23 protein-coding genes are annotated in these 20,456 nt (G+C 44.2%); 18 read left to right on the top strand and 5 right to left on the bottom strand.

All coding sequences use genetic code 11. The features are described 5' to 3' along the window. Positions 1–151 precede the first annotated feature (151 nt). From ACT89M_RS26670 to ACT89M_RS26615, 12 genes are all read left to right on the top strand, one after another. Entirely contained in the window at positions 152–925 is a 774-nt protein-coding gene (locus ACT89M_RS26670) for a GTP cyclohydrolase II (RefSeq protein WP_487344917.1), read from the top strand. A 259-nt stretch (positions 926–1,184) separates the two neighbouring features. Beyond that, positions 1,185–1,754: a glycerol-3-phosphate responsive antiterminator gene (locus ACT89M_RS26665; protein ID WP_154960817.1), complete on the top strand. Its 570-nt coding sequence runs from the start codon at positions 1,185–1,187 to the stop codon at positions 1,752–1,754. 22 nt (positions 1,755–1,776) lie between these two features. Further along, positions 1,777–3,264, top strand: coding sequence for a glycerol kinase GlpK (gene glpK / locus ACT89M_RS26660; protein WP_154890162.1), 1,488 nt, complete (start codon positions 1,777–1,779; stop codon positions 3,262–3,264). A gap of 238 nt (positions 3,265–3,502) precedes the next feature. Beyond that, a complete protein-coding gene (locus ACT89M_RS26655; protein WP_308722650.1) occupies positions 3,503–3,895 on the top strand; it encodes a hypothetical protein in 393 nt (130 codons plus the stop codon). An 88-nt stretch (positions 3,896–3,983) separates the two neighbouring features. Next, positions 3,984–4,712, top strand: a complete 729-nt coding sequence (locus ACT89M_RS26650) for a hypothetical protein (protein WP_487344916.1) — start codon at positions 3,984–3,986, stop codon at positions 4,710–4,712. 400 nt (positions 4,713–5,112) lie between these two features. Then, positions 5,113–5,451 (top strand): sigma factor-like helix-turn-helix DNA-binding protein, encoded by a 339-nt coding sequence (locus ACT89M_RS26645; RefSeq protein ID WP_308722652.1) that lies wholly within the window; start codon positions 5,113–5,115, stop codon positions 5,449–5,451. Then, positions 5,403–5,642, top strand: coding sequence for a helix-turn-helix domain-containing protein (locus ACT89M_RS26640; protein ID WP_308722653.1), 240 nt, complete (start codon positions 5,403–5,405; stop codon positions 5,640–5,642). The genes ACT89M_RS26645 and ACT89M_RS26640 overlap by 49 nt, the downstream gene beginning before the upstream one ends. Further along, positions 5,623–5,886 carry a hypothetical protein gene (locus ACT89M_RS26635; RefSeq protein WP_308722654.1) on the top strand — a complete coding sequence of 88 codons (264 nt, stop codon included), beginning with the start codon at positions 5,623–5,625 and terminating at the stop codon, positions 5,884–5,886. The genes ACT89M_RS26640 and ACT89M_RS26635 overlap by 20 nt, the downstream gene beginning before the upstream one ends. Before the next feature lie 502 nt (positions 5,887–6,388). Further along, on the top strand, positions 6,389–7,432 hold the full coding sequence (locus ACT89M_RS26630) for a hypothetical protein (RefSeq protein WP_487344915.1): 1,044 nt from the start codon (positions 6,389–6,391) through the stop codon (positions 7,430–7,432). Between the two features lie 153 nt (positions 7,433–7,585). Continuing rightward, complete coding sequence (locus ACT89M_RS26625; RefSeq protein ID WP_308722656.1) at positions 7,586–8,221, top strand: stalk domain-containing protein; 636 nt, start codon at positions 7,586–7,588, stop codon at positions 8,219–8,221. A gap of 855 nt (positions 8,222–9,076) precedes the next feature. Continuing rightward, positions 9,077–10,735 carry a glycerol-3-phosphate dehydrogenase/oxidase gene (locus tag ACT89M_RS26620; protein WP_308722657.1) on the top strand — a complete coding sequence of 553 codons (1,659 nt, stop codon included), beginning with the start codon at positions 9,077–9,079 and terminating at the stop codon, positions 10,733–10,735. A 69-nt stretch (positions 10,736–10,804) separates the two neighbouring features. Further along, a complete protein-coding gene (locus tag ACT89M_RS26615; protein WP_308722658.1) occupies positions 10,805–11,791 on the top strand; it encodes a Gfo/Idh/MocA family protein in 987 nt (328 codons plus the stop codon). Positions 11,792–11,910: 119 nt separating this feature from the next. Here the strand turns inward: ACT89M_RS26615 and ACT89M_RS26610 are convergent, their stop codons facing one another. Continuing rightward, entirely contained in the window at positions 11,911–12,198 is a 288-nt protein-coding gene (locus ACT89M_RS26610; RefSeq protein ID WP_090921779.1) for a winged helix-turn-helix transcriptional regulator, read from the bottom strand. Between the two features lie 527 nt (positions 12,199–12,725). Here ACT89M_RS26610 and ACT89M_RS26605 point away from each other — a divergent pair. Beyond that, positions 12,726–13,109 (top strand): DoxX family protein, encoded by a 384-nt coding sequence (locus tag ACT89M_RS26605; protein WP_167375755.1) that lies wholly within the window; start codon positions 12,726–12,728, stop codon positions 13,107–13,109. A 105-nt stretch (positions 13,110–13,214) separates the two neighbouring features. On the opposite strand, the gene ACT89M_RS26600 is transcribed toward ACT89M_RS26605, so the two are convergent. From ACT89M_RS26600 to ACT89M_RS26590, 3 genes are all read right to left on the bottom strand, one after another. Then, positions 13,215–13,730, bottom strand: a complete 516-nt coding sequence (locus ACT89M_RS26600; RefSeq protein ID WP_090921714.1) for an AbrB/MazE/SpoVT family DNA-binding domain-containing protein — start codon at positions 13,728–13,730, stop codon at positions 13,215–13,217. 104 nt (positions 13,731–13,834) lie between these two features. After that, entirely contained in the window at positions 13,835–14,515 is a 681-nt protein-coding gene (locus tag ACT89M_RS26595; protein ID WP_154890170.1) for a CidB/LrgB family autolysis modulator, read from the bottom strand. Then, positions 14,512–14,883, bottom strand: a complete 372-nt coding sequence (locus tag ACT89M_RS26590) for a CidA/LrgA family protein (RefSeq protein WP_154890172.1) — start codon at positions 14,881–14,883, stop codon at positions 14,512–14,514. Before ACT89M_RS26590 ends, ACT89M_RS26595 begins: the two co-directional genes overlap by 4 nt. Before the next feature lie 199 nt (positions 14,884–15,082). Here ACT89M_RS26590 and cidR point away from each other — a divergent pair, with 199 nt between their 5' ends. From cidR to ACT89M_RS26565, 5 genes are all read left to right on the top strand, one after another. Next, the gene (cidR, locus tag ACT89M_RS26585) at positions 15,083–15,973 is read left to right on the top strand and encodes a cidABC operon transcriptional activator CidR (protein WP_090921719.1); all 891 of its coding nucleotides are present in this window, start codon (positions 15,083–15,085) and stop codon (positions 15,971–15,973) included. 311 nt (positions 15,974–16,284) lie between these two features. Continuing rightward, positions 16,285–17,016, top strand: a complete 732-nt coding sequence (locus ACT89M_RS26580; protein WP_154890174.1) for a hypothetical protein — start codon at positions 16,285–16,287, stop codon at positions 17,014–17,016. Between the two features lie 238 nt (positions 17,017–17,254). Then, positions 17,255–18,112: a carbon-nitrogen hydrolase family protein gene (locus ACT89M_RS26575; protein WP_154890176.1), complete on the top strand. Its 858-nt coding sequence runs from the start codon at positions 17,255–17,257 to the stop codon at positions 18,110–18,112. Between the two features lie 50 nt (positions 18,113–18,162). Then, positions 18,163–18,843, top strand: coding sequence for a GNAT family N-acetyltransferase (locus ACT89M_RS26570; RefSeq protein ID WP_154890178.1), 681 nt, complete (start codon positions 18,163–18,165; stop codon positions 18,841–18,843). A gap of 30 nt (positions 18,844–18,873) precedes the next feature. After that, the gene (locus ACT89M_RS26565; protein WP_154890180.1) at positions 18,874–19,545 is read left to right on the top strand and encodes a GNAT family N-acetyltransferase; all 672 of its coding nucleotides are present in this window, start codon (positions 18,874–18,876) and stop codon (positions 19,543–19,545) included. A gap of 267 nt (positions 19,546–19,812) precedes the next feature. Here ACT89M_RS26565 and ACT89M_RS26560 read toward each other — a convergent pair whose 3' ends face one another. Then, a complete protein-coding gene (locus ACT89M_RS26560; protein ID WP_487344914.1) occupies positions 19,813–20,310 on the bottom strand; it encodes an antibiotic biosynthesis monooxygenase family protein in 498 nt (165 codons plus the stop codon). Positions 20,311–20,456: the final 146 nt, after the last annotated feature.

Below are 20,456 nucleotides of genomic sequence, written 5' to 3'. Positions count from 1 at the left end.
TATAGATACGTAATATTTCGCTGTGAGCAGAGCTTGAAAATAAGACGTTTTAATGTATTACGTCAGTAAGTGATCCAAAATCAAAGCGGATGCGAATGCATAATATTATGAGACATTTTGAGATGAAGATGCTTAACAGGAGGAACGAACGATGATCAATTCACATATTATTCAACTGCTTGCCCCTAAAATCCAGACTTTTCCGAGCGGAAAAGAATTCATACATTTGGTAGGACCGATTAAACTGCCGGTCAATCTGGATGGGGAAACGAGAACATTTCAATGGTACAGTTGGCTGAAAACGGACAAAGCGATGGAAAGCGGAGAGCTGATTGCCTCGCTTGCGGGTGCCGAACTGGCAGAGCGTCAGCAATCCAGCGTGCTGGTGTATGGCGATTTTGCTGAGGCTCAGGAAGCCCTGATTCGGATGCACAGCATCTGTCACACAGGCGATATATTCGGTAGCAAACGCTGTGACTGCGGTTTCCAACTGGAGCAGTCCATGAAAATGATTGCGGCACATGGTGCAGGTGCGCTGTTCTATCTTGCGAATCATGAAGGACGGGGCATTGGCCTGTTTAGCAAAGCAATGGCTTACATCTTGCAGGAAGAAGGTCTGGATACGGTAGATGCGAACCTGCAACTTGGCTTCACGGATGATGCGCGTAATTATGACGATGCGATTGCTGTATTGCGTGCACTTCGGTCAGCTCCGGTTACGTTGATCACGAATAATCCACGTAAGCTGGCTGCACTGCAGGAAGCAGGACTCAATGTGGGCGGACGCGTTCCGCTCTGGGGAGATCGGTCGGCATTTAATGAGAAGTATCTGCAAACGAAAGTGAAGCGTTCAGGTCACCTGGCGGAAAGCGATAGCTGGACAGAGACGGCGACAGAGACACGTGTTCCACATGCACAGGCTTGATTGATTAAGAATAAATATTTGGATTTACATAGTAATTTATAGTGATCATACGTTGGTTGTAATGTATACGGGCTGTTACGGTGCTTTTCATATTGAAAAGTGCAGTAGCAGTCTTTTTGCGGTGTAAGATAATTTGCCGGGAGGAATATGCGGTATGTCGCCTGAATTCTTGAATTTGGTGACTTCCCCCAAATCACTTGCCGTTGGTGTGTGACGAATTATACAATATAGACATCTGATGAATGCAGGGGGAACGATGGTGGCATTTGAGGGACAACGTATTTTGCCAGCGGCGAAGAGTATGAAGCAGTTTGAAGCAATCATCGAAGGCCCATATACTTACGGGGTCATGTTAGAAACGCATATTGCACAACTGCAAAGCATGATGGACCAGGCTCGGCGGTATGGGAAGAAGATTTTGCTACATGCCGATCTGGTGCAAGGGCTGAAAAACGACGAGTACGCCGCAGAGTATCTGTGCCAGCATATTCGTCCGGCTGGACTGATCTCCACAAGGGCCAGCATCATCCAGAAAGCGAAACAAAAAGGCATTACGGCGATTCAGCGGGTGTTCCTGCTGGATACCCATGCGCTGGAGAAAAGTTACCAATTGGTTGCCAAAACACAGCCCGACTATATCGAGGTATTGCCTGGAGTCATTCCGCATATTATTGCGGAGGTGTCTGAACGGACAGGTATTCCCATCATTGCAGGGGGGCTGATTCGTACACCTGAAGAAGTGGAACTTGCACTCGGTGTGGGAGCGGCGGCTGTAACGACATCCAATGATGATTTGATCAAGTATTTTGGGAAAACGCTTACATTATGATTACACACTGGAGGCACAAGGTATGGAAAAATTTATTTTGGCTCTGGACCAGGGCACAACCAGCTCCCGGGCAATTCTGTTTAACCATAGCGGCGAGATTGTGCATATGGCACAGCAAGAGTTCCCGCAGTATTTTCCCAAACCGGGCTGGGTAGAGCAAAATGCCAACGAAATCTGGAGTTCGATCCTCGCCGTAATGGCATCCTGTCTGGCGGAGAGTGGCATCAAACCTGCACAGATTGCAGGTATCGGCATCACCAATCAACGGGAAACCGCAGTGGTGTGGGATAAACAAACCGGCAGACCGATCTATAACGCAGTGGTATGGCAGTCCATACAGACAGCATCCATCTGTGATGAGTTGAAAACGCAAGGGCTGGACGACCTGTTTCATCAGAAAACAGGCTTGCTGATTAACCCCTATTTTTCGGGTACAAAAGTAAAATGGATTCTGGATCATGTCCCTGGTGCACGTGAACGGGCGGAGAAAGGGGAGTTACTGTTCGGCACCATCGACAGTTGGTTGATCTGGAAGCTGAGCGGTGGTACCCATGTTACGGACGTTTCGAATGCTTCGCGCACCCTGATGTATAACATCTATGAGTTGCAGTGGGATGATAAATTGTTGGATATTCTGGATATCCCTAAGGCGATGCTGCCTGAAGTGCGGGGCTCTTCCGAGATATATGCACATACGACAGATTACCATTTCTTCGGCCACAGGGTTCCGATCGCGGGTGCGGCAGGGGATCAGCAGGCTGCATTGTTTGGTCAGAGATGTTATATCCAGGGGAGTATGAAAAATACATACGGTACCGGATGTTTCATGTTGATGAACACGGGCGAGAAGCCTGTACAATCGGATCACGGGCTGATTACAACGATTGCCTGGGGTGTGGATGGTAAAGTTCAATATGCGCTGGAAGGCAGCATTTTCGTAGCAGGTTCAGCCGTGCAGTGGCTGAGGGACGGCCTTCGCATGCTTCGTTCGTCCAAAGACAGTGAGGACTATGCGAAGCGAGTGCCTTCGACGGACGGGGTCTATATGGTGCCTGCCTTTGTGGGACTCGGAAGCCCGTATTGGGACAGCGATGTGAAAGGAGCTGTATTTGGCCTTACTCGTGGCACTACGAAGGAGCATTTTATCCGCGCGACACTTGAGGCGCTGGCTTATCAGACCAAGGATGTACTGGAGGCCATGGTGACCGATTCTGGATACCCCGTACATACGTTACGTGTTGACGGAGGTGCTGCGGCGAATGATTTCCTGATGCAATTCCAGAGTGATATTCTGGGCATTCCTGTGGAGCGTCCATCAGTGAACGAAACGACAGCTCTCGGTGCAGCCTATCTGGCAGGCCTGGCTGTCGGGTTCTGGTCGAACGTAGAGGAATTGAACCAGCATGATCATACCGAGCGAGTCTTTGAGTCTGTGATGGCCAAGGACGAGCGGGAGCAGCTGTATTCGGGTTGGCAGCGAGCGATCAAGGCGGCCATGGCTTTTAAATAAAATAGAATAAAAATTCATTTGTTACATTTTTAAAAAAATACTTATATTACAATATAGAAATAATGTCAAGTTATAATATTTTCATAAAGAACGTCTTTCAAAGAAGTAGAATAGCTAACTTAATCAGTGTATTCTTTTTATGTTAAAGATTAATTCTTTACTCACATCTATATGAAAAGAGGAGGTGGATTTCGACAGTTTATTTAAAAATCGCTGATAATGAGGAGTGCTAATTCTAATGAAAAGAACTCGATTGTCTATAATTATTCACCCTTTTATATCAATATTAGTTATTTCCCTAGTTACAGCAGGTGTTTTATTCTTTATAGAAAATAATGTGGCTAGTGAGCCTCCTATTAACTATTCCGACCAAGACAATTTATTTATTTTTTTTGTAACTATCCTCTGGACATACTTTACTCTTATTATTGCTTTAGGTATACCATGTTTACTTATGGAATTTTTCGAAGTTAAACAAATTTTTCGCGCAATAATTTATGGTGTTATAGCTATTGTTTGTATGTTCCTACCTACGATACTCAAAGAATATAACTGGTCTTTTATTTTTGTAACAATAGCTTTTTTTATTATTGATGTACTATCTATGAAAAGGAACACGAACACAAATTAAAAAACAACTGGGATTAATAATAATCCCGGTTGTTTTTTTTAATTTCATTTTACCTACATAGTGAGAATAAAATTAGGAGGAATAAAATATGGCAAACTATGAGTACTACACATGGAAGCACATTCCAGCATCAATTGGTGAACAGCATGTAATTAAAACATCTTTGAGTAACATTAAAACGGAAACGGTGTTAAGTCCAGTAAAAAACACTAGCTATGTTGGTGTTAATGGTGGCTTTTTTGAAGCAAGCGATGGTTATACTAAGCCACCAACCAAGGGGGCGTCTATCGCATACTCTGCTGTTGATGAGAACTCATCTGTAACTTATCAGGGTCGCACACTAAAAAAGAATTACTTATCTAATACTTCAGTAAATGGTAATGAAATCTCTAGAAAAACGGCTGTATTCTATCGAGATATGAATGGATCACTTCGTGCAACACATCTTTATGTCAAGAATGTTAATGAGGTTTATCAATATTATCCTAAGAGAACGGTTGAAATGATTATTGGAGGAAACGATTATAATTTGGAAAACTGGGGTGGTTCCTCGATAAAAGGGGAGGTAGGCTATTATCTACCTATTGCACGTACTGTACTAGCATGGAAGAATAATGATGCTTATCTCATTGCTGGATCAGGAAGTGTTCCTTTTATGAAAGGTATTATGGATGATATGGGCTTGAATGCAGTGGATTCTATTATGCTTGATGGTTCAGGATCGACTCAAATGCAAATCTATCAAAATAATAAGTGGAGTAGTCCAGTGGACAGCGATAGATATGTCTTTAATATGATCCGACTTAAAAATAAGTAGTACTAACAATTTCAATAAATTATTTAATGTAGAAAACTAGAAAGCAACTTTAATATTCTCCAGTCAAGTAAATAGGTGTTTGTATAGGACGACTTCTCCCGAGGCCAAATTATAGGGAGGAGTCGTCTACTTGTATTGGTATCAAAATATCTAGGTAACTTGGCTAAATTTTGATCTTACTCTTTGCTCATACGCAAATCACTTACTCATTCTTTGTTGTGAGAGAATATTTCTAACGGTGACTCTGAAGTGTATGTAAATTCGACTTAACGGAGTATGGAAAATGTGGTATAATTTTTATACAAAAGGGGAACATGAGTTCTTAAAAAGGTTGTAAAGTAATTCTTATATTTACCTACATATGTAGAGGTGTAATTAAAAAAGGAGGGTTGGTGATTGAATGAGGGATCAACAAACAACATTTGAACGATATAGGACGGAAATATATCGAATTGGTTGGAGGCTACAATATAGAGTAAAAAAAGTAAGGAATCGAGAGCTCCCTATCTTCGAGGAAGGGGCAACAAGCGACGACTTTACATATTTCTTAGATAGTAAAGTAGATATTCAGAGCATCCTCAGCACTCTTCCTGAAAATGGGAGAGAAATTATAAGTCAAATATATTTAAAGGGTTTCACTGAGATTGAGGTAGCAAAGAAATTGAATATCAGTCAACAGGTGGTGAACAGATGCAAAAAGAAAATGTTACAACAGTTATCTCAGAGAGTGAGTTCGTAAGCTTAATGGCTGCAGCTAAACAGAATGATCACAGCGCTTTGTTGCGAATTATAGACCTGTATAAACCAGATATAGAAGAACTGTCTCGTTTTATCTATTTGCCCTATGAAGACACAGCATCAGAGATTATTGTTGAATTCCTTGAATTTATTCACAATGAGGAGTTGGAGAATGGAAGAAATGGCAATTGAAAATATAGGAACACTTATTGGTACGATCGGTTTTCCAAGCTTGATAGCAATCATTTTATTGCGAAGCGTGCTTGGAAACTTCAATCAACGCCTAGATGATTTGGACAAAAGGTTGTTACAGCTTAACAAATCAATTCTATTAGTAGATAAAACCTTAAATCACCTGACTCGAAAAGACTTTGTAGTAGAGAGTGAGTTTAACAAAAGTACAGCTAGTCCCTTGAAAAAAGAAAATAGAGTATAAAATTAAAAAGGCCTTCTCTCAGAATTATCGAGAGAAGCTATTTTTTTGTCTACAGGGCAAGCCTTATACTTTACTAGGGCTTCTAGTTTTACTTAAGAGATTCCGACAATTAATAGGATAGTAAGTCAGCATACAAATGCTTGGTTAAGGAATTTAAATTTTTGTGTCTGAGCAGCCATCGTCCTGAAATAATCACCTCCCCTGCAAACGTTACTAAGAAACCATAACTGCGGTATATGCTAATTCTATACTTTCAAGCTTTTTTCTTGTCCAGCCAATGATGAGTTAGACTGCTGATCAATTAACTTTTAAAAAATTCTGATAGCGAAGTTGTAAAATGCTTAAGCATTTTACCTTATAGATGAGAAGGAAAATGGCAACGACCATTGCTCGGGAATAGTAATGATAAGTTGATTCCTCCAGATTCTTTCTCAATTGAATGATACAGTTTTCTAAAAAAAATATACGTTGCGATACAATCGTAATATAGGAGGAATTATTCATGTCTTGTTCTCAACCTAACTTAACACCTGTTACCCTTACCAACATCCCTCAACCGGTTATTTCTAGTGGATTTTCGACAATTCCAGGGCAACGCTTGTATGTTTGCGATAACCCGGAGCCTTTAACAGACAATACTTTTTCAACCCCCGTGGTTACTTTGTGGCAAGATTCTGTCCCTGGCTCCACTTCTGTTAAGTATCGCGTATTTATGTGGCACCACAATGCTACTGGTGATAAGGATAAAGGTATTCCGGGGCGAACAATCAAATATGGATTGACAGTGGGTAATGGTGGATCAAGCCCAATCACGATAAGTTCTATTAAATATGAAACAACAGTAACAACAAATGGCGGAGATATTCTCACAAACGCAGGACTTTGTTTGTCCAAGGCGCTCCTGGGACAAACCCTTACAGAAGAATCTTCATCGGTAAGTGTTCCCTCCAACACTGTACGCACCGTTAAGGAGTTTACACTTCAAGATAATCAGGTACGAGGTATGGTGATGGAGTTTACGCTTTCGAGTCCTTCGGCTATGTCAGCGAAAATCCGTACCGTTGCGGGAACCAGCGCCACATCCGTCCTCAACGCCCATCAAGGACCAGTTATTAATTCTGTCAATACTCACCCACGAGGTACATGGGATTACGCTGATGTTCAAGGCAGTAACGCCACACTCACGCTTGATAGTAGCGGTACGTCTAATAGTGTAGGGGTTCTGAGTAATCCTGCTGTTTTCCCAGGCACGTTGTCTAATAGTGCAGCTTACGGTGGCATTTATAAAATCAACCTTACCCTTAAAAATACATCAGGTAGTACTCAGACAGTCAATCTATATCTGAATCCACGTGGTGGGGTCTTCGTAGGCGCTGTAAAAGTAGGAAGCAATGCAGTGAATGGTATATCCAAAACAAGAGCGACAGAAGCAGTCAAAATAGGGGCTTTCTCTTTAACTAATGGACAATCGGTAACCGTACCGGTCCAAGTAACTACAGGTGGAGGTAGCTCCACACCAATTGCATTTTTTGCTCGGAAAGCGTAAGAAACTCATGGATGAAAAAAGATTCCTACTAACGTCGTAGGAATCTTTTTTTTTTGATTCTTATTCCAATTTAACCTATTATTAAGTGAGATGAAACTTTATTGAAGTTAGAAACGTCTAATCTTTCACAACATACTTAGGAGGGAAATATCTATGAAACGTATCATTAAAATAGGGCTTGCTGGCGCAATCTTAACAACAGTATTCACAGCAGGTGCATACGCTGCAAGTGTAGTACCTAAAGTTTTTATTCATGGCAATGCTGTTCAAAGCAGCGCAGCACCGAAAATAATAGATGGATCAGTTTATGTTCCACTACGTGCTATCTCTGATGGTCTTGGCGCAAACATCAATTGGGACAACAAGAGCAAGAGTGTGTATGTGAATTCTGATCCGAATTTTAAAGGTGAAACGAGTAGTGTCTCCTATGTAAATGAACGAAATATGGTATTTAAATGGATTATGGCCTACGATGAAAGACGAGAAGAAGATGTAAATAAGTTGAATTCTACCGGTTTTAAAACGGATATTTACAATGAGAGTTTTCCATCTGGAACGTACAATATGGGAACGATTGTAGAAATGCAACCAATAGAGCATGATGCAAAAAGTTTAACCGTACGTATAATACAACGAGTAACTGCTGAAGATGATTATAATGTTAAAATTGAAAACTGGAAATTTACATTTGAGGGAACGAGTAAAATTAAGTCGGTGATGATTGAGCCTAAATCTACGGTTTACTTAGATCGATATACACTATTCCCAGGCACAAGTTTCGGTATGTGATCCTATTATGTTGGGAATAGCTATTACAGTGTCTATTTTCTAAATGTCAGAGTGATCCGTATTTAATTGTGGATCACTCTTTTCTTGAAGTCGTAGTATCTGTTAGAAAGTGAAAAGTGCTTCATAGCCTGAGATTGAATCTTGCAATTATGAACTTATACTATTTATATAAGTTGAATTGTTTATTTTACACATTAACGGAGAGGACAGAAAAAACTGGAAAAGCGAAGCGCTCGCCTTTATCACCGGATTTACCCCTTTGGAGAAGGGAATCGAAAAAATCCGGGGATAACAGCGATTGGAAGGTTATTCTGTCATCGGAGTGTCCAGTGTAAAAATCTTTAGTTCAACTTATATAGTAGCTTGACATGTAATAATAAGCGTTAAGCCTCTTAAGAGAAAAACCGATATATACAAGGTAATTTGATTAATATTTTCAATTTTCAGAAATAATAAATTTTTAATGTGATAACTTTCACAAATGGTTATTTGTACTTTTTCGTTAAACATATGTTATAAATGATATTTACTGGTGGAAAATGATACTTCATTTACAGGGATTATATTCCTGGATGGAGAGAAAGTATTGTCCACAATAAGGAAAATTGTAGAGTTAGTGGGTTGCTTTGAAATTCCATCCTTGCACAAAAAAAGTTTTTTAAATTTTTTTGAATAATGTGTCAAATCAGGCCTTCACGCCACCGAAAATCTGTGATAGGATTAGGTTACAAGTTAAAAAATGATGTCTGGAGATCGGGAGGGACCACGTGCGTTCAGCAATTGCTGAACGAATGACGTGGTCCTTTTTTTGTTGTTTTTTAGAGAAAAATAAGGGAAATTATGGAGGGTTTTTACATGACAGCAACGTTCTCGGCGGCAAAACGAACCGAATACATGGAACAAATGTCGAATGCACATTTTGACGTATTGGTGATTGGTGGGGGCATTACAGGTGCCGGCATTGCACTGGATGCGGCATCTCGTGGATTGAAGACGGCGCTTGTGGAGATGCAGGATTTCGCGGCAGGCACATCGAGTCGTTCCACAAAACTGGTTCATGGCGGCTTGCGCTATCTGAAGCAGTTTGAAGTGAAGATGGTAGCCGAGGTTGGAAGAGAGCGGGCGGTGGTTTACGAGAATGGGCCACATGTGACGACACCGGAACCGATGTTATTGCCCATATACACGGGAGGCACGTTTGGCCGTTTCAGTACATCTATGGGTCTGATGGTGTACGACCGACTTGCTGGAGTGAAGCGCAGTGAACGTCGCCAGATGCTGAATGCCAGTGATACATCTGCAAGTGAGCCTCTGCTGCGGAAGCAGGGACTGCTGGGAGGCGGACGTTATGTGGAGTACCGGACGGATGATGCGAGACTTACGATTGAAGTCATGAAGGAAGCAGTGAGGCACGGGGTGCTGGCTGTTAATTATATGAAGGCAACTTCTTTTCAGAAGGAGAATGGAACGATTACAGGCATCCATGTGATGGATCAACTAAACGGAAATAGTTATAAGCTTATGGCGAAAAAAGTAATCAATGCTTCAGGACCATGGGTGGATACCCTCCGTGAAGTGGATGGCTCACGCCAGGGCAAAACGCTACAGATGACGAAAGGCATTCATCTGGTATTTGACGGTGTGCGATTCCCACTACGGCAAGCGGTTTATTTTGATACGCCAGATGGACGCATGGTCTTTGCGGTGCCGCGGGATGGCAAAACCTATGTAGGTACAACCGATACAGTATTCCGTGATGACCCGGCTCATCCGTTAATTTCGGAATCAGACCGTGATTATGTCATTGATGCAGTGAACGGCATGTTCCCGGACGTCCAGATTCGTGCAGAGGATGTGGAGTCAGGCTGGGCAGGCGTGCGTCCACTGATTCATGAGGAGGGCAAGGGCCCTTCAGAGATTTCGCGTAAGGATGAGGTCTGGGTATCGGATTCCGGCCTGATTACCATTGCCGGAGGTAAATTGACGGGGTATCGCAAAATGGCCGAGATGGTTGTGGATCTGGTTGCACGCCAGATGCAACAAGAGTTCGGTCACACCCCGGGACCTTGTGTAACCAAAAAGATGCCGATCTCCGGGGGAGATGTTGGCGGTTCGGCCGGATACGTCACGTACACCGAACGCAAGATCAAGGATGGCGTTGCGCTAGGCCTGGACCGTAAAGCGGCGGAGCGGCTTGCCCGTACGTATGGCTCCAACGTGGATGCGCTATATGAGCGCATGCCTGACCCGCGAGCCAAGGCAGAGCTTCACGGCATGTCGCAAGAGCTTTTGCTGATGCTTCGTTACGCGATGGAGGAAGAGATGACGGCAACGCCAGCCGATTTCTGGGTACGCCGAACAGGGGATTTATTTTTCCGCATCGATGAGGTACGCCGGTATAAATCAGCAGTAAGCACGTATATGGCAGAACAGCTTGGCTGGTCAGAACAGCAGGTAGCAAACTACGCTAAGGAATTGGATCAACTGTTGCTGGAAGCATCCGGCAAGAGCTAAAGGAGCAGGAATTTGCGGAGCTAGGTCGAATGGAACATGTAAGCGCGTAACAGAGAGGGGATTACATCCATGACATTGCAGATCGGAATCATAGGAACAGGTTGGTTTAGTAAAGTGCACGCAGATATTCTCACACGCATGGAAGGTGTCCGTGTCGCAAGTGTATGTGGAACAACACTCGAAAAGGCAGAAGCGATGGCCTCTGTATATGATGCAGCGGGTTACGATAATCTTGAGCATATGTTGGACGGTGAGAAACTGGATGCCGTATACATCTGCGTACCTCCCATGTCCCACGGATTCATCGAGTCAGAGTTGATCAAACGGGGCATTCCGTTTCTGGTGGAAAAACCATTGAGCACAGGAATGGACGTACCACTCCGCATATTGGAGCAAGTGCAACAGTCTTCTTTATTAACCTCTGTAGGATATCATTTCCGTTATCAGGGTGCTGCTCAGGTCATGAAACAAGCGATGCAGGAGCAGAAAGTGGGCATGGCTCTGGGGCGCTGGATGGGCGGTATGCCTGGCGTTAGTTGGTGGCGCCGTCAAGACGGATCGGGAGGTCAGTTTGTGGAGCAGACGACCCATATTGTAGATCTACTGCGTTTCTGTGCAGGCGAAGTGACGGAAGTTTATGCCGTAGCAGCCCAACGTAGCATGCATGAGAAACATGAGCAAGTGACGGTTGATGATGTCGCTAACGTGACGCTGAAGCTGGAAAGTGGTGCGATTGCAAGCATTGCGAATACGTGTTTACTGCCTGACGGTGAGGGTGGAGCAGGGCTGCAATTCTACACGGATGCCGGTGTATGGGACTGGACACCCGACCGCCTTCTGCTACCGAGTGCGGCTTCGCATCCGATGGCAGGACTTGAGGTTTCAGCTGGACAGAATCCCTATGAACGGGAGAATGAAGCATTTATTCATGCACTTCGCACGGGAGATCGTTCCCGCATTTTGTCCGATTATGCAGATGCCTGCCGTACACAGGCAATTACCGTCGCTGCACAGGAATCCGTGGACTCCGGTCTGCCTGTAAAGATCAAAGCTTAAACAGATCGTTAGCGCACAAAAACGCCTGCGACCCGAACCATGTTTACTGTGGTTCCGGGTGCAGGCGTTTTTCGTATAAAACTTAGGGTAAAATAAGACCTTTTGTTGTAGTTTCTATTTTACTTCAATTGTTGCTGTTCTTTTAACCAGTCCGAAGACCAGCTGTAGATTTGATTAATGACAGGTTCAATCGCTCTACCTTTAGGGGTAAGTTCATACTCCACACGGGGCGGAATCTCGGGATACATATGCCGGGTTACGATGCCTTCCGTCTCCATCTCTTTCAGACGCTCCGATAACAGACGTCCGCTAATTGCCATCTCGGCTTCCAGTTCCGTGAACCGTTTTGGTCCGGACAGCAGCTGATACATAATCAGCAGTACCCACTTTTTCCCGATGATGTCCATTGCTTGTGTAATCAGACAAGGGCTTGGGGATTTTACTTTTCTCAGCTTCAACGTGTTTCACCTCGATTCATGGCAAATGTGCAATATAACCTATATAAAAGGACAAAAGTTTCTGCCGCTCTGAAAAATAAAAGCACCTTCAAGTGAAAGGTGGTCACTACAAAATATACTGTAACATACCTTTTGTATGTATTATACATCATTTCACGAAAAATTACTTGAAGAAATTATCTTATTATTATATACTCACTTCATAAAAGTAAGTTTGTGAGTAATAATTCGTATTATAAATGTACATACCATTTCCGGGTGAGCAGTCACACAACCAGAGCAGTGGATAAACCTCGGAAATTAGAACCTTATCCAAGTTCCAGAGGAACCTGAGTAAACCACAGTTTCTTCTAGGGAACTTTTACATAGATGAGTGCTGCAATACATACTGTATTTTGCTGATTTTTGTGCAGAAGAGATTAGCAATAAGTTAAAGATTCTCAAAATAATACTTGGATGAATGGGAGATGGAAGATATGAAAAGAGTGTTGGGATATGTTTTTTTGGTGGTGCTGGCGGGTGTTTTCGTCATGACGGGATATACGAAAGTTACGGGAGCGGAGATGATGATTGACACCTTCGAGAGTTTCTCTTACCCTACTTGGACAATGTACTTGATCGGTGCGTTGGAACTGCTTAGTGCGGTTGGGTTACTTATTCCGCGTACCCGTATTCTGGCTTCAGGCATACTAACATTCATTCTGATCGGAGCTGTAGGAAGCCACCTAATCTATGCACAATATGCGGCTATACCTCTCCCGGCAGTATTACTTGTAGCCAATATCGCCGTGTTACTGGTTAGTCTGCACAGACTGGAAGAAGAAGAAAGCAATATGGATATGGATATCGTACAGGCGTAAAGTAATAGTGACAAAAAAGAAGAACCCGATGGAACAATGGGTTCTTTTTCAGTGTAACTTCCTGCTTGGAAGTATGTTGTATATTCATGAGTATCAAAATTCTAGCTATAATAACTTTTTTAGTTGAGAGACACGTCCCTGGCTAATGCCAAGTTTCTCCGCAATTTGCTGTTGAGCGAGTCCAGGGTGCTGTTCGATAATCTCTTTCATCTGTTGCAGCATGCGCGCCGTCTTTGGCCGCAGGTCGGGGTAGTCCTTGCTCGCAGCATCTCCTTCTTCCCAAGAGGAAGCTGAGGAAGCTACGGGTTTAGCAACAGGACGTTCTTTGGGTGCAGAAACCTGTTTGTTTTCAGGTACGAACCAGTCGGGAGTGTCATCTGGGTGTTTTAGTTGAATTGCACAAGTCCGGCAGATGAATTGCTCTTTGAAATACATTTCCGTATCCACGTCACCGCAAAAAATACACAATGTTGATTTGTACTTTCTTAAAATCAACTCTTTCCCTTCAATGAAAAATTCAAGCGGATCGCCGATATGGATTTCCATTGTATCCCGCATTTCTTTAGGAAGGACAATTCGTCCGAGACGGTCCAGAGATCTCTTCATTCCGGTTCTTTTCATCGCATCTCCCCCGCAATATTAACATTAAAACCTGTCTTTATTGTAAGGAAGAAAGGGCTTTAATACAACAATAATATTTCAAAAAAAAGGGATTATTCCAACTATTATGGGAAAATAAGTTTAGAGAGCGCGGGAGCGACGGCTAAAGTGAAGAGTGCAGCCAAAACCATGGAGATACTGGAGATCGTTCCTGTCAATGAACTTAGCTCAAAGGCTTTCGAAGTTCCTGTGCCATGAGCACCTGTTCCGAGGAGTGTACCGCGTGCAATCTCGCCATCAATACGCAGCATTTTGACGATGGAAGGCCCCATAATAGCCCCAAGTAGCCCCGTCATAATCACAAATACGGCCGTCACTGCCGGGATGCCTCCGATGGAAGCCGATACATTCATCGCAATGGGCGTTGTGATCGAGCGCGGAATCAGACTGTGAATCAAGCCGGAGTCGAGGTGCAACCATTTTGCAAGCATAGCCGAGGAGAGTACGGCAACAACCGATCCGGTCATAACACTGATGACAATCTCGGAAATATGTTTTTTGAGCACATGGAAGAAGGTGTAGAGCGGTACCGCAAAAGCGACCGTAGCAGGTTGTAGCAAAAGGCTAAGCCATTTGCCTCCGCTGCTGTATGCGGCATAATCCGTTCCGGTTAATAGGAGTACGCCTACAACGAGTAGCGGCGTAATAAGTAGCGGTGACAGATATACTTTGGGCAGACTGCGATACATTCTCTTGGCAACCATGTAGATTCCGACCGTTAACAACAAACATAAAAGTCCAATCATCCGGTGTGACGCTCCTTTCGTTTGGCAATGCGTGTAGCAACGAGGCCGGTGCAGGCCATAACCAGAAACGTGCTTAGCAGCACGATAAATAAAATCTGCAATCCGTCATGCTCCAGCATGGGCATGTAGTTCATGATGCCGACCGCCGACGGGATAAAGAATAACAGTAGTTCACCAAGTAGCCACGCCGCTCCGACCTCAATCCACCGAAGCTTCACCACGCCAGTTTGTAACAAGATGAACAGCGCGATCATTCCGAGAATGGAGCCAGGTACAGGCAGGTGGAGAGTACGGGCCAGCAGGTCCATCAGCAGTGAAAAAACCATTAATAACGCAATTTGTGCAATCCCGACACCCCATTTTTTCACGCAAATCCCTCCTTGTATATCAACATGTATCCGATCGATTTAATTCGTATGATTATGAAAATGAATGGAAACATTGCTTCGTATCACAAATTTTACAACGCATTCTTTCATGAGTAAAATGCATATTAAGAATGTTTACTATTCCATTTGTCTATAGTTAAAATAGATTTGACTAGCAGGATAGGAGGGGGAGGAAAAGATGGATATTCGTCATTTGCAATATTTTCTCGAAGTTGCACGGCAACAAAGCTTTACAAAGGCCGCCGAGGTGCTGTATATCACCCAGCCTACAATTAGTAAAACCGTTAAAAGTCTGGAGGAGGAACTTGGCGTAACCTTACTGGATCGCTACGGTAAACAGGTGCAGCTAACAGATGCCGGGCATGTTTTTTTTCGGCAGGCGCTGGAGATTGAAAAATCGTTCCGCAGTCTTTCGTCCGAGCTGGACGATCTGATGAATCTGAAGAAGGGACATCTGCGCATCGGTCTGCCGCCAATGGTGGGGTCGAGTTTCTTTCCGATGATTATCGGGGAGTTCCACAAAGCGTATCCTCAAGTGAGCATTCAATTGTTCGAGGATGGGGCGAAAAAAGTGGAGGCTGATGTCATCAGTGGTGCGCTGGATATCGGTGTGGCGGTGTTGCCAACGGTCGATGAACTGCTTGATCATTTTGTGTTTGTTCAGGAAAAGCTTAATCTGCTCGTGCATCCTTCCCATCCCCTTGCTGAAAAGGAGTCGGTCGCACTCCATGAACTGGAACAGGATGCGTTTGTTTTGTTTCGGGAAGATTTTGCGCTCCATGACCGCATTATTGCGGCTTGCCAGCAAGCTGGATTCCAGCCGCGTGTAGTCTATGAGAGTTCCCAGTGGGATCTGTTAAGTGCGATGGTTGCGGCGAATCTGGGTGTGGCCTTGCTACCGGAAACGATCTGCCGTGAGGTTGATCATATGCGCGTACGGATCATCCCGGTTATTGAACCGGTCATTCCTTGGCAGCTCGGTATGATCTGGCGGAAGGATCGGTATCTGTCTTTTGCTACCCGGGAATGGATCGGATTTACGCAGTCGATGCTGGGGAACAGAGAGTAAGGTCGATTGCTGAGGCTGAGCATCCATAGGTGAGTTATCGATCTTTTCTTCTAATTTTATTGTTGTTTCAACCGATATAAAGTTACTGAGGGGGTGTGAATCGGGAGGATATTGTAAGGGGAGCATTCAAGATTGCTGGATAAAGATATTTAAAAATGGACTGGTGCCTGAGCGTTCAGAAGTTGGATGATTTTTCTGTGAAAGTTATACAGAGTAGAGTAACGTGTTCTCACATATATTTTCCATCTATGGCGTGTAAAGTATGACGTGTTTGTTGCCAATTATTCCGAATTCGAAAGGGTTGTGTAAAGTTGAAGAAACGTACTGCAAATAAAGGATTAAAGTTGTCTATATTGATTGGTTTAATGACGATTATGCTGGTGGCTTGTGGTAAGCCGTTAACCGAAAAACTATATTCAGAAACGGTACCCGAGGATATCAAGAATAGCACTGAAATCACGCAAGAAGATAAAGACCTCTTGGGAAAAGCCATTTTATATTCAATGGGTAGCAATACGGATCTTTCTACTAAAACGGTGGGACAAATTATAACCGATGAGAAGCAAAGACAGCTTAAGCTTGAGGAAGAAGAGAAGAAGAGACAGGAAGAGATTAAAAGAAAACAGGAAGAAGCTGAAGCAAAAAAACAAAGTCAATTGAAACTGTTGGATGAGTCTGTACAGGTGAGTTTAATTAAAAAAAGTGTGACATTGAAAGATACGAATAAATGGATATTCAGTGATGTTATACATATGACGCTTGACTTGAAGAACATTTCGGACAAGGATATTAAAGGGTTTCAGGGGGTCATTACCTTCAAAGACATGTTTGATAATGAGATCAAGTCACTAAACGTTAAATATGATGAACCCATCAAATCTGGAGCTTCCACGCCTTATGAGGGTAGTTTCGAATTAAATCAGTTTATGGATAAAGATACTGAACTTAGGGAGACACCTTTAGAAAAAATCAAAGTTGAGTTTGAGATGGATCAAATCATCTTTGGTGACGGCAATATTGCGAAACGTTCGGATATTGAATAAAAGGGTTCCAGGTATTTGATTAGATAAATGGGTTCTAGGTATTGGATTGAATAAATGAGTCTTCTAAAGCCTCTTCATCATATGAAGAGGCTTTTTTGTATAAAAGTGAAGGATGTAGAGGGATGAATAACGTGTAAGTATTGTTGCTACATTGCCTTACCTCCATAGCTATAGCATTAGATAAATCGTCGGATCATTGATACAATATAACCACAATACTGGTGGAGGTGTGGGACTTATGAAACTGCGGGTATCCGCTGTACAATACCAATTGCAAACGATCCGCTCATTTGAGGAATTTGCCGCCCAGGCGGAGCATTACATACGGACAGCTTCCGAATTCGGAACGGAATTTGTGCTGTTTCCTGAATTTTTTACAACACAATTAATGTCCATTGGAGACGCACAAGGGAATGCGTTAACGATTGAAGATTTGCCTGATTTTACAGAGCAGTATGAGCAGTTGTTCGTCTCCCTTGCAGCCAAATACAACATGCATCTGATCGGAGGCACTCACGTTATCCGGCGGGAAGGCAAGCTGTACAATACAGCGCATATGTTCTACCCGGATGGACGGATTGCACGTCAGGCGAAGATTCATATTACGCCGACCGAAGTAACGGAGTGGAATATGGCTGCAGGTGACGGACTGGAAGTGTTTGATACGGATAAAGGCCGCATTGCGATGCTGACTTGTTACGATATTGAATTTCCCGAAATTGTGCGTATGGCGAAAGCCAAGGGAGCAGATGTGATTTTCTGTCCTTCCTGTACGGACGACCGCCACGGATTTTACCGGGTAAGGTATACGAGTCATGCTCGCGCGGTGGAGAATCAGGTTTACGTTGTATTAACGGGAACGGTGGGCCATCTGCCTACAGTGGATTTCATGCGTGCCAATTACGGACAAGCTGCGATCATTACCCCGAATGATGTGCCATTTCCGCCACGCGGCATTCTTGCGGAAGGTGAGATTAACAACGATATGATTGTAACGGCCGATCTCGATCTGGATTTGCTGTACGAGGTGCGCGAACGTGGCTCGGTAACAACTTGGCGTGACCGCCGTACAGATCTGTACACCGATTGGGAATAGATCTGTTTTTGGAAGCTGATTAAAGCTGTACAAAGGAGGGGTTAAGCGGGATGTATGTCAAAGAAATGCTGATAACGGCACCCGGTGGAAGTGGTAAACATGGTAGAGCTACAGCGGTCATCCGCAATTATGTGGCCCATGACTTTGAAGAGCTTATTCGTATCCAGGCAGAGAGCTTCCCACCCCCATATCCGGAGGAACTTCTTTGGAACCAAGAGCAACTTAGTAGCCATATTCAGCATTATCCTGAAGGAGCCATCTGCATCGAGGTGGATGGGGAACTGGCTGGCTCGATGACTTCACTGCGAATGCAGTGGGATGCTGCGGACCCATCCAGCCATACGTGGGCAGAGGTCACAGATGATGGATATATCCGCAATCACCGGCCGGATGGGAACACGCTATACATTGTTGACCTCTGTGTCCGTCCGAAGTATCGTAAGTGGGGGCTGGCCCAGCTGATGATGCAGGCGATGTACCATCTTGTGATTGCACAGGGGATGGATCGTTTGCTTGGAGCAGGGCGGATGCCTGGATATCACCAGGTAGCTGAGCAAATGTCAGCACAACAGTATCTGGATCAGGTTGCCGCTGGAGAGAGGCATGACCCGGTTATTTCTTTTCTGCTACAATGCGGGCGTATGCCTGTTGGAGTGGCTACCGATTATCTGGATGACGAGGAATCTTGTCATTACGCGGCTCTGATGGAGTGGCTTAATCCTTTTAAGTAAATACATATCTAAATAGGGAGGCTTTTATCTATGGAATTTACACGTATTACATCCATTCAGGACCCGTTGTTTGCTCAAATGCACAAGTTGATGCAGGACATTTTCCCGCCAGAGGAAGTGCTCGATTTCCCGTTATGGGCTGAACCACTGGAAGACCCGGGCATTCGGGTGTTTGTCGCTGTACATGAAGGCCAAGTGGTTGGTGCGACGGAGTACCGTTACTATGAGGACTGGAATGTGGCCATGACTGATTTTACGATTATCGGACGCGAAGGTTTGGGAATCGGCGCATTCTTGGCGAATCATCGCAAGCTTGATCTGCAGCAGCTCGCCGCTGCTAATGGTAAATCGTTGTTCGGCATGTTTGCTGAAATCTACAATCCATATTTGACTCAGGATCACGCGTTTGGCGGTATCAAACCGATGGACCCTTATGTACGCCGTGAAGTGCTGTCCCATCTGGGGTATCAGCGCCTGGACTTCCCTTATGTTCATCCATCCTGGCAAGGTGACGGTGAAGCGGTGGGGGGATTGGACCTGTGCTTTATGCCGGGCGATGAGTCTCTTGCGGAACTGCCAGCCAGTCTGGTGTCCGATTTCCTGAACCGTTACTATGCTGTACTTCCAAACAAACCGCAGGAATGGCTGTCTATGGTGGAGCAGTTGAACGCGCGTGAATCCGTGGCATTACGTCCGTTGTAAGTTGATGCGTAGCAGCGGATATAGAGGAAATAGGGTGCTTAAGCTGGAACATGGCGCTAGTGTGATTAAAGTTTAAATTTAAAACCCGTAATTCAGTCTTCTCAGTCTGAATTACGGGTATTTTACTTTGTTCTTCTGGGAAGACAGTGGTGGTTTTCTTGAGTAAAGGGAAAGAGTGAGGGAATGCGCTAACGATCTCATAAAGCCTTATTTAGGCGTTTGAGCCAAGCAACTCCAACTAATCATGACTCGCCAACTCTACTCTCTCTACTCGATTGTATATGTGGTCACAAATGAAGGTCGCGGGAACATAGTTGGCTTCTGCGCGGTCAGGCCCTCACTAGTGCTGCGGTTACGATGGGCGTGGTTATAAGCTTGCGATTGTTGCCAGCCTTTGAAATGTTCTTCTGTTTGCCACAGTGTCAGTACGACATACGTATCACCCTTCAATGGACGGAGTACACGAATACCGACGAATCCAGGTTCATCTTCAACTTTGCGGGCACGGTTCTTAAAACGTTCCTCAAAATCATTCCGGCCATCTTCGGTTACAGGAATGTTGTTCAGCACAGCAAATCCACCGCTTGCCCATGCTCCTGCATCATCAAATGCTTCATAAGAAGCTACCTGTTCATCTGACTCAATATCCAGCAGACGATCAGTGGTTTCCATAGCGAGAAGTACCTGACCTTCAGCTCGCAGTGTCAGATGTGGATATGCCGCAAGTGCATCCGGTAACGGGGATGGGATCAAATAAATATACATAGGAAGTTTGCCTCCTCTTTATACGTAAATTCAAAATAAGTTTGCCTATACTTTTACACACGAGAACGTAGAGGACAGAAATAAGCTGGAGAAGCAGAGCGTTCGCTTCATACAACTCAACATAGCATACGGGAACGGACGAGTCC

Source organism: Paenibacillus sp. NN59 (assembly GCF_057597225.1).
Note: the sequence above shows the minus strand (reverse complement) of the source record. Positions and strands in the feature narration are given on the sequence as shown.